Origin of the sequence: Streptomyces sp. NPDC005963, from assembly GCF_040638655.1 — a bacterium.
Lineage (GTDB): Bacteria > Actinomycetota > Actinomycetes > Streptomycetales > Streptomycetaceae > Streptomyces.
In genome coordinates this window covers 1-13,254 of the sequence record NZ_JBEXVD010000034.1, presented here as the reverse complement: position 1 = coordinate 13,254, position 13,254 = coordinate 1, and the positions used below count along the sequence as shown (strand labels likewise).

Sequence of the window (13,254 nt, the reverse complement as noted above, 5' to 3'; positions counted from 1 at the left end):
GGAGTGCGACCGTGCTTCGCATCGCCGTCGTCGGATCTGGTCCCAGCGGGGTCTACACCGCGCAACACCTCGTCCAACAGACCCGGGTCCCGGACGTCGAGGTCCATGTGCTGGACAGGCTCCCCTGCCCCTATGGCCTCGTACGGTACGGGGTCGCTCCGGACCACGAGAAGATCAAGTCGCTCCAGTCCAACCTCCGGACCGTGTTGGAACACGAGCGGATCACCTTCGTCGGGCACGTCGAGGTAGGCACGCACACCCTCACTCCCGAACGGCTCCTTGAGCTCTACCACGCCGTGGTGTACTGCGTGGGCGCAGCGCGCGACCGTCGGCTCGACATCCCGGGCGAGGACCTTCCCGGTAGTCACTCGGCCACCGACTTCGTCTCCTGGTACAGCGCCCACCCCGACGCCGTGCCGGACGGATTCGCGCTCGCCGCCCGTACGGCCGTGGTGATCGGCGTGGGCAATGTGGCCGTCGACGTGGCGCGCATCCTGGCCCGGTCGGCGGTGGAGTTGGCGGCGACCGACGTGCCGCCGACCGTGCTCGACGCGTTGGGGCGCAGTCGGGTGCGCGATGTGCACGTGGTGGGTCGTCGCGGTCCGTCGCAGGCCAGGTTCACCACCAAGGAACTCCGCGAGTTGGGGTCGCTGCCGTCCGCTCGGGTGGTCGTCGCCCCTGCCGATCTCGCCCTGGACCCCGCGCACGCCGACGTCTCGGGCGTCACGGCAGCTGCGCTCCCCGCCGTCAACCGCCGAAATCTCACCGTCGTGAGGACCTGGGCCGACGAGCCGGACCCGACCCCGCCACCGGACGGTCGCCGCATTCACCTGCGGTTCTTTCTGCGTCCCGTGGAGTTGTTGGAGGCGGACGGCGCGGTGGCGGGCGTGCGGTTCGAACGCACCGCCCCGGATGGCCTGGGCGGGGTGCGGGGCACGGGGACGTACGAGGACATTGCGGCCGGATTGGTGCTGCGTGCGGTCGGCTACCGCGGAGTGCCGTTGCCGGGTCTGCCGTTCGACGCCGATCGGGGAACCGTGCCTCACCGGGACGGGCGGGTGTTGCGCGCAGGGAAGCCCTCGCCGGGCGAGTACGTCGCAGGTTGGATCAAGAGAGGGCCCACCGGGGTGATCGGCACCAACCGTCCGTGTGCCAAGGAGACGGTGGCATCGCTGCTGGACGACGTGGACGAGTTGGCGCGACGACCCGTGGCCGGTGATCCGCTGCTGGAGTTGACGTCCTCGGGTCAGCGGCCGGTCCTCTGGTCGGGCTGGCGGGCGATCGAGTCGGCCGAACGGGAGTTGGGCCGCTCGCTGGGGCGACCGTCGGTGAAGATTCCCCGGTGGGAAGACCTCCTGAACGCGGCCCTCGGCTAGCGACGGCGTGATCGGGGGGTCAGCTCGCGCCGATGCGCTCTGACTGGCGGGTGACTGCGGCGAGCACGGCGTCGAGCAGCCCGGGGAAGAGCGCGTCCAGGTCCTCACGGCGCAGATCGTTCATCTTGGCGGTGCCCCGGTAGACCTGGCGGATCACTCCGCTCTCCCGGAGCACGCGGAAGTGGTGCGTGGTCGTCGACTTGGTGACCGGCAGGCTGAATTCCGAACAGGAGACCTGGTCTTCGGATGCCGCGAGGGCGCTCACGACCCGCAGGCGGATGGGGTCCGAAAGCGCGTGCAGCAGGCTCTCCAGCCGGATTTCGGCACGCGAGGGATGGGCGAGTTCACGGGTGCTGGTCGCGCTGTCCATGCTGGCTCTCCTTCGTGGATCGCCCGAGGGGGCGCCGTCGATTGCATAGTACGAGAACCTTCATAGTTTGACAGGGGCCGTACTACGGGGTCTATCGTACTACCTGTCGGTGCTCGTCCCCTCGGGGCGGAGGCGCCACTCTCTGCCGTTCGTGCCGCCCCACCGCCCCTGACTGACGGAGTCCGCCATGAGCACCCTGTTCCAGCCCTACACCCTGCGATCGCTGACCATCCCCAACCGTGTGTGGATGGCTCCGATGTGCCAGTACTCGGCGGAGATGGCCGGGCCCAACATGGGGGCCGCGACGGACTGGCACTTCGCCCACTACGCGGCCCGCGCCGCCGGAGGCACCGGCTTGATCCTGGTCGAGGCGACCGCGGTGAGCCCTGAGGGCAGGATCAGCCCCGGAGACCTCGGGATCTGGAACGCCACCCAGGTCGAGTCCCTGCGCCGCATCACCGACTTCCTCAAGGGGCAGGGCACCGTTCCGGCCATCCAGCTGGCCCACGCGGGACGAAAGGCCTCAACCGACCTGCCCTGGCAGGGCGGCCGACCCGTCGGCCCCGATGCCCACGGCTGGCAACCGGTGGGCCCGAGCCCCATGCCCTTCGACGAAGGGCATCCGGTGCCGATCGAGCTGACGGTGCAACAGATTCAGCTGGTGATCGAGCAGTTCGCGGCCGCGGCCCGCAATGCGCTGGCCGCGGGATTCGAGGTCGCCGAGATCCACGGCGCCCATGGATATCTCATCGGCGAGTTCCTCTCGCCCCACAGCAACCGGCGCCAGGACGCCTACGGCGGCTCGTTCGAGAACCGGGTCAGATTCGGTCTGGAGGTCGTGGACGCCGTGCGTGCGGTGTGGCCTGCGGAGTTGCCGTTGTTCTTCCGGATCTCCGCCACGGACTGGCTGGAGGAAGCGGGCTGGACAGAGGACGATACGGTGCGTTTCGCAGCGCTGCTGAAGGAACACGGCGTCGATCTGCTCGACGTATCGAGCGGTGGGAACGCACCGAAGGTCCGCATCCCGACGGGGCCCGGCTATCAGGTGCCCTTCGCCGCACGGGTCCGTGCTGAGACGGGGCTGGCAGTGGCAGCGGTCGGCATGATCACCGAACCGGCGCAGGCCGAGAAGATCGTCTCCCACGGGGAGGCCGATGCGGTACTGCTCGGGCGGGAGTTGCTGCGCAACCCCTCCTGGGCGCGGGGTGCGGCACAAAGCCTCGGCGGAGAGGTCCCCGTCCCGCGCCAGTACCTCCGCTCGGTCTGAGCCCTGCGGCCCTCCCAGGGCAGCATGGGAAGGGCCGTGGCCCCGATCGCCGACGGGCTGATCTCTCTCGCCTCGCCCTGCCTGAACTGGGGAAACACCACGCCGCAGCGCCACTGTCAGTGGGCGGGTGCAGACTGGCCCTAATCCACGACACAGGCGTCCAGGAGGTAGGGATCATGTCCGATGTACTACTGGCGGTCGGCACGCGCAAAGGGCTCTTCATCGGCCGCAGACATGACGGGGCATGGTCCTTCGACGGCCCTCATTTCCCGGCCCAAGCGGTGTACTCGGTGGGGATCGACACCCGTATGCCCACCCCGCGGCTGCTGGTCGGGGGCGACAGCTCCCACTGGGGTCCCTCCGTCTTCCACTCGGACGACCTGGGCGCCACCTGGGTCGAGCCCTCCCGGCCCGCGGTGAAGTTCCCCGCGGACACCGGTGCGTCGTTGGAGCGCGTCTGGCAACTGCACCCGGCGGGCCCTGCCGATCCCGATGCGATCTACGCGGGCACGGAACCAGCCGCCCTCTTCCGCTCGGCCGACCGGGGGGAGAGCTTCGAGCTGGTCCGTTCGCTGTGGGAGCATCCGACGCGCTCGCAGTGGATGCCGGGCGGCGGGGGCGAAGCGGTCCACACGGTGGTGACCGATCCACGGGATCCGGCAGCGGTGACGGTCGCGGTGTCCGCGGCCGGCGTGTTCCGTACGCAGGACGGCGGGGCGAGTTGGGCACCGTCCAACCAGGGCGTGTCCGCCGTCTTCATGCCCGACCCCCACCCCGAGTTCGGGCAGTGCGTCCACAAGATCGCGCAGGACGCCGGCGATCTGGATCGTCTCTACCTTCAGAACCACTGGGGCGTGTTCCGCAGCGATGACGCAGGGCGCAGCTGGATTGACATCGGTGCGGGGCTGCCCTCCGACTTCGGATTCGCCGTCGCCGCGCACCCCCACCGGCCGGACACGGCGTACGTCTTCCCCATCACCGCTGACATCGATCGGGTGCCGGCCGGACGGCGCTGCCGTGTCTACCGGACGACCGATGCCGGGGAGAGCTGGGAGGCGCTCTCCAACGGGCTGCCCGAGGGAGACCACTACGGCACGGTGCTGCGTGATGCGCTTTGTACCGACGATGCCGATCCGGCGGGCGTCTACTTCGGCAATCGCAACGGCGAGCTCTACGCGAGCGCGGACGACGGCGACAGTTGGCGTCTGCTGCTGTCCCACTTGCCGGACGTCCTCTGCGTGCGAGCCGCCGTGATCCCGGACTGAGCACCCATCACCGTACGGCGCACGTCGGGCTCGGCGAGGACCGGGGGTTCCGGGTGGCGGGCCCAGCCACGCCGGGTCAGGGCAGTCGCCAGTCCACCGCTCGGGCACCCTGGCGTTCCAGCAACTCGTTGGTACGGCTGAAGGGGCGGGAACCGAAGAATCCGCGGTCGGCCGACATGGGCGACGGATGGGCGGATTCGATGGCCGGAAGGTCACCGAGCAAGGGGCGCAGATTGCGCGCGTCGCGTCCCCACAACACGGACACCAACGGTGTGCCACGCCCGACGAGCGCCCGGATGGCCTGTTCGGTGACCTCTTCCCAACCCTTGCCACGATGCGCCCCGGGCTTGCGCGGCGCTGTGGTCAGGGCCCTGTTCAACAACAGCACGCCCTGTTGTGTCCAGGGGGTCAGGTCACCGTTGGACGGGCGGGGAAGACCTAGGTCGGTGTGCAGCTCCCGGAAGATGTTCTCCAAGCTGCCGGGTACGTTGCGGACGTCCGGCGCGACGGCGAAGCTGTGCCCGATGGCCATGCCCGGTGTCGGGTAGGGGTCCTGACCCATGATCAGGACACGTACCTCGTCGAAGGGCTGCTGGAAGGCACGGAGAACGTGTGCTCCAGCAGGGAGGTAGGTGCGTCCGGCGGCGATTTCGGCCCTGAGGAAGTCTCCCATCGCGGCGATGCGCCCTGCCACGGGGCGCAACGCTTCCGCCCAGCCGGCCTCAACAAGTTCATTCAACGGTAGTGCTGCCACGGGGTGTCACTCTACCGGCGTATCGGCACGGACCGGCCCCTCTCCTCCCGGTCGCCGGACCGGTGGGCTTGCGCCGGCGGTCGTACCGCAAGGGAGGGGTGGCACCCGGGATAGGCTGCCGCCGTCACCCACCCCTAGGGAGTGACTTCAACGTCCCGTCTGCCAGCCGGGCGGACGACGCTCCTTTGAAGACACTGCCTGGCCCGTTTTCGGAGTTCCTGGAGTTGTTCGATGAGGTCACCGAAGTGTAGGCCGCTTGTCGGTGGGGTCCGCCCGTTCACCGGCCCGGGCACCACGATGCGGTGCAGGGCGACGGAGCCGCCCGGTGCAGGTCCGTTCCGGCCGGAGCCGACCGGTGCGGGCAGGTGCCGGCGATGACCCACACATGGGTGCTGGGGGTCGACTCGGGTGGTTCCGGACTGCGGGTGACCCTCGCCGATGCTTCCATGCCGATGGGGGGATCACCCCGTCCCGTGTTGGTGTCGGACAAGCCGGTGCGCACGGGCAGTGCGGGAATCGACGCCGAGCACCTGGTGGAGCAATTGGTGCCGATGGCCAGATCCCTGCTGGAGACCGTCGGTGGTACCTCGGTGACCTCCGCCGCCATCGGCGCGGCGGGAATGTCCACCATGGGCGGGCAGTTGCGCGCGGCGTTGCCGGATGCCCTGGGCTCGGCTCTGGGCGTGCGCCGCCTCGCGCTGGCGTCCGATGCGGTGACGGCCTACGCGGGCGCGCTCGGACAGCGCTCCGGTGTGGTGGTCGCCGCCGGCACCGGGCTGGTCGCCATGGGCACCGACCTGGTCGAGTGGCGGCGTGCCGACGGGTGGGGACATCTGCTCGGCGACTGCGGCGGCGGTGCCTGGATCGGGCGGGCGGGGTTGGAGGCGGCGTTGCGCGCCTTCGACGGGCGGCCCGATGGTTCCCGAGCCCTCTTGGCGGCTGCCGAGGAGTCGTTCGGCCCGGCGCAGTCGATTCCGGAAGCCGTGTACCCGCGATCCGACCGACCCGCTGTGCTCGCCTCCTTCGCACCTCGGGTGGGACGCTGTGCGACCGAGGGTGATGAGGTGGCGGCGGGCATCCTGGCACTGGCTGCCCGTCACATGGCGCAAGCAGCCGCCGCGGTCCTTCGGCCGGGCGCGGAGGCCGGAGCCGACCGGCAGTACGAAGTGGCGCTGACAGGGGGGCTGTTGAAGCTTGGGGACCCTCTGCGCAATCCTCTGCGCGCCGCGCTGTCCGTGGAACTACCCGGTGTCCGGGAGGTTTCCGCGAAGGGCGATCCGCTCGCCGGGGCCGTGCTGCTCGCGGGTGCGTTGGCGGGCAGTTCCCTCCAACTGCCCCGTCATCCGACCCTGCTCGCCGTGACCGAGTAAGCAGGAACCGACAGTGCGGACAAGGCTCACAAAACTCATCGGATAAATATGGACAGATGTCACTTGACCACCCCCTCCCCAAACAGTCGCACCCACAAAGCCAGTAGCATGCGGCGCCATGAGCTCCCCCACTGGGCCGGCACCCGGCCTGCCAGTACGAATGCCGCGTCCCCGTCAGTCAGGTCGGCACCGCCGACCTGAGCCGGTGGCCGCTCCCGAGGGCGCACCCGCGTTGGTGCTCGCCGTACCCGGAACCCCCTCGCCCGCCACCCGCAGCCTGGCCGAAGAGATCATCAGCATTGCGAGGTCGGAGCTGCCCGGCCTTGAGGTCGCCATCGGCTATCTCGAAGGCGAAGACGCCAGGACCGCGCAGAACTCGACGGGCGCCGCTGACACCGACGGCGCGGAGAACGCCAACGAGTCCGCCTACTTCGAGTACCCGACCCTGGAGAGCGTTCTCGCGCGGACCGCGAAGCTCCGCACGGAGCGTTACGAGATCGCGAGGGCCGCCGGCCGTGAGGTGGCCGAGCCGGAAGGCCCCGCCGCCGTGGTGGTGCCCCTGCTCGCGGGTCCCGACAACGTCCTGATGCGACGCATCCGCCAGGCGGTCTTGGAGAACCGTGCCGCTGCCGAGCTGACCGATGTGCTCGGCCCGCATCCGCTGCTCGCCGAGGCCGTTCATGTGCGGCTCTCGGAGGCGAGCTTGGCACGGGCGGACCGGGCGAGGCTGTTCACGGTGGCCACCGCTGCCGACGGAATCATCCTTGCGTCGGTCGGTGGCGACGAGGGCGTCAAGGCCGCGGGCATCACTGGAATGCTGCTGGCCGCGCGGTTGGCCGTACCGGTGATGGCGGCGGCGCTGGACAAGGAGGGCTCGGTGGCGGCGATTGCCGAGCAGTTGCGCCAGTCCGGCTCGACGCAACTCGCCCTGGCCCCGTACTTCATCGGTCCCGAACTGCCCGATGGGCTGCTGGAGGCCGCCGTGAAGGAAGCGGGATGTTCGGCCGCTGAGCCGCTCGGCCCCTACCCGGCCATCGGGAAGCTGGTGTTGTCGCAATACACGACGACACTGGGCATCGCACCGCAGCCGCAGGGTTCGCCCGTGCGCTGAGCGCCGCGGACCCCAACCCGTGCCCGGCGGTCATGGCCGCCGGGGCGTGTGGGGGAGCGGAACGACGGGCCTGCACCACCCCAGCAGCGCGGGCCCGCTCGTCGCCGGTTCGGCCCCGGTCGGGACCGAGGATTCAGGAGAAGATCACACAGGATGCCGCGGGGGCGGTCAGGGAGCCCGCCCGCCGCGGCACACCTGTGTTCGGGTCGATGTCGAACCAGGTGACGTCCCCGGAGCGCTCATTGGCGGCGTAGAGTCTGCGGCCGGTCGGATCCAGCGCCAGGTCCCGCGGCCAGTGGCCGCCGCACGGCACGGTGGCGACGAGTTCGGGCCGCTCCCGGGTGTCGTCGAGTGCCAGGACGGCGATGGTGTCGGGTCCGCGGTTGGCGACCCAGAGATGACGTCCGTCGTGTGAGAGCACCACTTCGGACGGGTAGACGGGACCGTCCGTGCCTTCGGGTGCCACAGGAACCTCTCCCACCACGTCGAGAACGCCCGTCACCGCGTCCCAGCGGCAGACGGTGAGCGTGGGCTCCAACTCATTGACCACATAGGCATGGGTGCCGGCGGGGTGGAAGGCGAGGTGGCGCGGACCGCTTCCCGGACGCAGGGCGGTCTCGTGGTGTTGGTTCAGTTCGCCGGTTTCACGGTCCAGTGCACAGATGCGTACGGAGTCGGTACCGAGGTCGACGCCGAGGACCCAGCGTCCACTGGGGTCGGGCAGCACTTGGTGGGCGTGCGGACCGCGCTGACGTTCGGGGTCCGGGCCGTGACCCTCGTGCTGGAACACCCCGCTGGCGGCGGCGGGCTCGCCGCCGCCCTTGACCGGAAGCACGCTGACGCTTCCGGAACCATAGTTCGCGGTGAGGACGTGCCCGTCCGACACGGCGAGATGGGTCGGGCCCGCACCGCAGACCTGTACGGGCGCACCGATGGGGCGCGGGGCGACGTCCTCGATGGCGAAGGCAGCGACCGCACCTTCGGCGGTCTCCGAGACGGCGTAGAGAAACGATCCGCCATCGATGTCGGCGAGGGCCAGGTACGAGGGGTCGACCACGGCGTCGCTGACGCCGGTCACGGTGAGTGCTCCGGTCTCCCGGTCCACGTCGGCGGCGATGATGCCCCGGCCTCCCGCCGAGGTGAACGACCCGATAAATGCCCGCACGGTGCTTTTGTCGCCCACGTCGATCCCCTTCGCTGGTCGCCTGATGGCCCGGGGTGACGGTAGCAAGGTCTAGACCAAGTGTCTTCACCCGGCCCATTCACCGCGCGCCCGGGCCGCGGCGTCGGGGTGGTGGACATAGGCGGGCCGATGCTCCGTCGCGTCATATGTCCGGTGGAAGACGGGAGTTGCGGCGCCGGATATCGGTGGCACGATCCAGGCCCAGTCGGCGCTCACCGACCTGCCGTGTGCCTTCTCGCGGTCGATGTGGGCGAGGAAGCGGCGGGATTCGGTGTGGTGGTCGGCGACGGTGACCCCGGCGCGGTCGAAGGAGTGGAGCACGGCGCGGTTGAGCTCCACGAGGGCCCGGTCGCGCCACAGGGACCGATCGTCGGACGAGTCCAGGCCAAGCCGGTCGGCGATCCGAGGGAGCAGGTCGTACCGGTCGACGTCCGCCAGATTGCGGGCGCCGATCTCCGTACCCATGTACCAACCATTGAAGGGAGCGGCGGCGTAGGACACCCCACCGATTTCCAGACACATGTTGGCGATGGCGGGGACGGCGTGCCAACGCAGGGCCAGATCCCGGTAGTCAGGGCCGTCCGGCGGCTCGATCTCCACTTCCAGTACCGAGTCGGGGGGAAGTTCGAACAGCCGCGGTTTGCCGTCACCGTCCGTGATGACCAGGGGTAGCACGTCGAAGGGGGTGCCGGGCCCTCCGGGCCAACCGAGATCGAGGGCGAGTTCGGTCAGCCCGACGTTGCGCGGATCCCCGATGACGGAGCCGTTCGGGGTGCGGTAGCCCGCGTACCGTATGAGCTGCTCGTTCCAGATCCTGGGTCCCTGGCGGTGCGGGGTGTCGGGCGCGAAGACCGTGATCAGCGGGCGGATCCTGCCGCCGTTGGTCGCTTGGCGCAGATGGGTCGCGGCTTCGCGGGCGATGGACTCGGCGTCGTCGAGATGACGCTGGTCGCGCACTTTCAGCGACCGCCAGTAGAGGCGTCCGATACAGCGGTTGCTGTTGCGCCAGGCGACCCGTGCGCCGTGGGTGAGTTCCGCCGTCGTATGGCGGTAGGTGCCCGTGGCGGCGATCTCCGCCCGTACGGCCGCGATGCGGGGTGCGGGGTCACGATGGGGATGCTCCTCGCGGTAGTAGAGGGTGAGGAAGTCCGCCGCTTCCGTCATCAGGTCATGGTGTTCACCTCGTACGCCCAGGGGTCGCACCCCTTGCCCGACCGGGCAGCCGGGTGGCTGCGCCGGCAACTCCGGTGCGGAGACGGAGCGGAGAAAGGTCCTGGACGATCTGTTCCACATGGTGCGCATCCCGAGGCTCGACAATGTTGGCAGGACGCCGACCTGGCTACCCTGCGAACACGATCGTCTACCCTGCGTACCCGCCTTTGATGCCCCTTTCGTTCCATGTGCTGGTCAGAGGAGTTCGGGAAGGGCGCTCGCGGGGGTGCGTGAGGGCGCGCAGGCGGTCACGTGCGCCCCTTAGTGAGGGCTCCGTGGCCCTACTGCGCTTCTGGTGCTTCTGAGGTCGTACGAGGTGCCTGTGGCTGTCGTCGACGGGATGGACGGTGAGCGTCGGGCAGCGAACAAGGGTGGGGCATCGGACCACACCGCCGAAGACCCCTCGGCGCCCAGGACTCGGGCACACCACCCGCCCCCTCGGTGGTCCGCGGACGGCTCAGGAGTTCACGAGCCGGGCGTGGGGCGAGGTGTGCAGGGGCTCCACCAGTTCGACCAGGAGTCGTTCCAGCCCATGGGCATGGGTGAGCGCGGTCCCACCGGTACCCGCCGATGCGTCCGGTGCCGGTACGGGCCGGGAGCCCTCGCCCCGGGCCTCGCCCGTGGTGATCAAGGACTCCACTGCCGCCTCGACGCGCCAACAGGCCGCCGCGAGCCGTGCGTCATGACCGGCTGCCGGATCGGCAGCCACTGCTACGAGCCCGCGCACCTCCTCCGCGCACTCGTCGAGCAGCGCGAGAACCCGTTGGGCGCGCGCCCGACGACCGCGGTAGGGGCTGAGCGGATGCACCAACGGCGCCAGGGACAGCCGTACCCGACCCAGCAGCTGCTCCAGTTCGGCGGCGTGCGGTGCCGGGTCGGCCGTCGCCACGCCGCTGAGACGGGCGAGGGACTCGGCCGTACAGGTGCGGACGCGTTCGAGTGCCCGCTCGATCCAGATGTTGTTCGTCGTGTGGGTACTGACCGGAAGGACCAGGAGCACGGCGAGTGCGGCACACACGGCACCCACGAGCGTCTCTTCCAGGCGCAGTACGAGCAGTCCTGCGTCCAGCACCCCCAGGAGCCCGTACAGCAGCCCCGCCATCAACGTCACCGCGAGCACCATCCAGCTGTAGGAGACGGATGCCGTGTAGAAGATCGCGAACACACAGCCGGCGACCAGAACGGCCGTGGGAGCCATCGAACCGTCGAGCGGGACGGCGACCAGCACACCGGCTCCGATGCCGACCACGGTTCCCAGCACCCGACGAAAGCCCCGGACGAGCGTCTCGCCGCGCGAGGTGGTGTTGACGAAGATCCACCACACCGTGCCGACGGCCCAGTACCAGCGGTCCTCGGAGAGCACCTGCCCGATGGACAGGGCGATCGCGCTGGCCGCGGTGGCTTGGACGGCCTGTCGGGTGGTGGCGCGGGCCAGACCACGACCTGGCAGCGGCGCCGGGGCGGCGGGGGGCGGAGTGCGTCGTTCGATGGGCCAGCACACGAAGCGCACCAGGGCCGCGGATGCCAGGGCCAGCGCCACCGCCGCGTACAACTCGGGCAACTGAGCGGGGAGGGCGTGCAGGAACTGCGTGGTGAAGAAGCTCATGAAGGCGAAGATGCCGAGCGCATGGCCGCGCGGCCCCCAGCGGCGGGCGTAGACACCGCAGAGCACGACCGTGAGGCACAAGGCATCACGGGCGAGCGGCAGATGGTGGACGGTGGTGGCCAGGGCCAGCACGGGGAATCCGGCGGCGGGGAGCAGCGCGGTGGTCACGGCCTGCCCGCGCACGGTCGCATCGGTCACGGTGAACAAGGCCAGCAGAGCGGCCAGACCTGCGGTGATGGAGGCGGTCAGGGAGAGTCCTGCGATCTCAGCGACCGCGACGGCCAGTGCGATGCCGACGACGGCGCGCAGGGAGGTCCTGAGCCTCAGGAGCCCCGGGTCAGGAGCCACGAACATCCTCTTCACGACGGCGTGCCGCCCCCCTGTCTTCGTTCTCCGTCGAGCAGGGCGCCCGGGGGTGGTGGGCACGCGGACACGACGAAAGCGCCGCGCTCCGAACTCGGCTTCGTTGCCGACCGGCGCTGCGCGGCGCACTGTGGTGCATGGATGGGTTCAGCTAAGCACCTTCGGAGCATTGGCTCAACACATCGTCGCGTCGCTGGGCCAATGGTCCACCTCAACCGCGCATGTATCGGCCAGGTGGGTGCCAACGGACCAGTCCGGTTCAGCTGGACTCCTCGACCCGTGCCGTGGGGCGTGATCAGCCCGGCGGTCACCCCCGGGCGAAGGCCAGGACGACGGCGAGGTTCATCGGCTGCCGGGTGGAGACGTACACGTACGGCGCTCCCTCGTACGCATTCTTCAACTCGATGCGCAGGGCCGTGTGCACGTAACCGCGGATCAGCAGCATGGCGTAAGGATTGGCCTTCCACGTGCGCCAGGCGAACGCCTCGCGTTCGTCCAGGATCTCGGTCGCGCCCAGCACTCCGAGCGGGATGCGGCGCCCACCGATGACCAGTGCGCCGGGTGTCACCACGATCCGGGCCGAGCCGTAGGCGTGACCGAGGAGAGAGACGGCCGCAGCGCCGCCGGCGAGGGCGACCGCGGCCACGAGGAGACCGAAAGGCAGCAACACCAGTCCTAGTGCTACGCCGGTGAGGGCAGCCAGCAACCACCAGGTACGCGGCACGGTCAAGCGCTCTTCGTAGAGGTGCATGGCCATATCCTCACAAGCCCCGCCCTCCCGCTGATCACCGGGGTTCCCGTCCTGCGCACCGTCAACTGTGCGCAGGGCGCACCCCGATCGGTGCTTGCCGTGCGCACAGTTGGCGGTGAAGCACTGCCCGCGCCAGTCGGCCCGGCCCGGCCGCAGGCGGGCGGGACTCAACCGGCCCCGCCCTCCCGCGCGGGGTGGGCAACCGCCGGTCTCAGCCGCGCTGCCAGCTGTGCGGCGGACAGAATCCGGATCTGCGCTCCAGTCGGCGCCATGCCGCGGTGGAGCGGGAGCAGCCGGCGGCATGTGTCGACAGTGCCACCGACCGCGACAGCAGCACGGCCGTCACGGCGGCCAGTTCTTCCGGGCAGGGTTGGCCGCGAACCACGTTGATGCAGGGCAACAGCTGCGGTGTGCTGGGGACAGCGGCATCCATGAGGGGCTCCGTCCTGTGGTGTGGAGGGGGTTCCGTCACTTCGGTGGGCCTGTGGTCACGACTCCCGCCCACTGTCGAACGGCCGTACCGATCGGCGTTCACTGCGGGGGGTTGCCGTGCTTGCGGGACGGCAGGTCGGCGTGTTTGGTCCGGAGCATGGCGAGTGAGGAGATCAGTACCTGACGGGTCTCGG

Annotated in this window: 12 protein-coding genes; 5 read left to right on the top strand and 7 right to left on the bottom strand. The window is 69.8% G+C overall.

The features are described from left to right. Positions 1 to 11: 11 nt before the first annotated feature. Positions 12 to 1,376, top strand: a complete 1,365-nt coding sequence (locus tag ABZ348_RS30755; protein WP_358938618.1) for an FAD-dependent oxidoreductase — start codon at positions 12 to 14, stop codon at positions 1,374 to 1,376. A gap of 19 nt (positions 1,377 to 1,395) precedes the next feature. On the opposite strand, the gene ABZ348_RS30750 is transcribed toward ABZ348_RS30755, so the two are convergent. Continuing rightward, positions 1,396 to 1,746: a helix-turn-helix domain-containing protein gene (locus ABZ348_RS30750; RefSeq protein ID WP_358938616.1), complete on the bottom strand. Its 351-nt coding sequence runs from the start codon at positions 1,744 to 1,746 to the stop codon at positions 1,396 to 1,398. 187 nt (positions 1,747 to 1,933) lie between these two features. Here ABZ348_RS30750 and ABZ348_RS30745 point away from each other — a divergent pair, with 187 nt between their 5' ends. Together ABZ348_RS30745 and ABZ348_RS30740 are read left to right on the top strand one after the other, a co-directional pair. Then, on the top strand, positions 1,934 to 3,013 hold the full coding sequence (locus ABZ348_RS30745; RefSeq protein ID WP_358938614.1) for an NADH:flavin oxidoreductase/NADH oxidase: 1,080 nt from the start codon (positions 1,934 to 1,936) through the stop codon (positions 3,011 to 3,013). A 176-nt stretch (positions 3,014 to 3,189) separates the two neighbouring features. Next, complete coding sequence (locus tag ABZ348_RS30740; RefSeq protein WP_358938612.1) at positions 3,190 to 4,278, top strand: exo-alpha-sialidase; 1,089 nt, start codon at positions 3,190 to 3,192, stop codon at positions 4,276 to 4,278. Positions 4,279 to 4,354: 76 nt separating this feature from the next. Here the strand turns inward: ABZ348_RS30740 and ABZ348_RS30735 are convergent, their stop codons facing one another. Next, entirely contained in the window at positions 4,355 to 5,032 is a 678-nt protein-coding gene (locus ABZ348_RS30735; protein ID WP_358938610.1) for a uracil-DNA glycosylase, read from the bottom strand. 374 nt (positions 5,033 to 5,406) lie between these two features. Between ABZ348_RS30735 and ABZ348_RS30730 the strand changes: the two genes are divergently transcribed. After that, positions 5,407 to 6,402, top strand: coding sequence for a BadF/BadG/BcrA/BcrD ATPase family protein (locus ABZ348_RS30730; RefSeq protein ID WP_358938608.1), 996 nt, complete (start codon positions 5,407 to 5,409; stop codon positions 6,400 to 6,402). A 118-nt stretch (positions 6,403 to 6,520) separates the two neighbouring features. Continuing rightward, on the top strand, positions 6,521 to 7,513 hold the full coding sequence (locus tag ABZ348_RS30725) for a hypothetical protein (protein ID WP_358938606.1): 993 nt from the start codon (positions 6,521 to 6,523) through the stop codon (positions 7,511 to 7,513). 133 nt (positions 7,514 to 7,646) lie between these two features. Here ABZ348_RS30725 and ABZ348_RS30720 read toward each other — a convergent pair whose 3' ends face one another. The 5 genes from ABZ348_RS30720 to ABZ348_RS30700 all read right to left on the bottom strand — a co-directional run bounded on the left by ABZ348_RS30720 (position 7,647) and on the right by ABZ348_RS30700 (position 13,061). Beyond that, a complete protein-coding gene (locus ABZ348_RS30720; protein WP_358938604.1) occupies positions 7,647 to 8,696 on the bottom strand; it encodes a lactonase family protein in 1,050 nt (349 codons plus the stop codon). Between the two features lie 66 nt (positions 8,697 to 8,762). After that, positions 8,763 to 9,860, bottom strand: coding sequence for a nitric oxide synthase oxygenase (locus ABZ348_RS30715; RefSeq protein ID WP_358938602.1), 1,098 nt, complete (start codon positions 9,858 to 9,860; stop codon positions 8,763 to 8,765). A 505-nt stretch (positions 9,861 to 10,365) separates the two neighbouring features. Next, on the bottom strand, positions 10,366 to 11,868 hold the full coding sequence (locus tag ABZ348_RS30710) for an FUSC family protein (RefSeq protein ID WP_358938600.1): 1,503 nt from the start codon (positions 11,866 to 11,868) through the stop codon (positions 10,366 to 10,368). Positions 11,869 to 12,184: 316 nt separating this feature from the next. Continuing rightward, positions 12,185 to 12,628: a DUF3093 domain-containing protein gene (locus tag ABZ348_RS30705; RefSeq protein WP_358938598.1), complete on the bottom strand. Its 444-nt coding sequence runs from the start codon at positions 12,626 to 12,628 to the stop codon at positions 12,185 to 12,187. A gap of 211 nt (positions 12,629 to 12,839) precedes the next feature. After that, a complete protein-coding gene (locus ABZ348_RS30700) occupies positions 12,840 to 13,061 on the bottom strand; it encodes an acyl-CoA carboxylase subunit epsilon (protein ID WP_358938596.1) in 222 nt (73 codons plus the stop codon). Between the last annotated feature and the right edge of the window lie 193 nt (positions 13,062 to 13,254).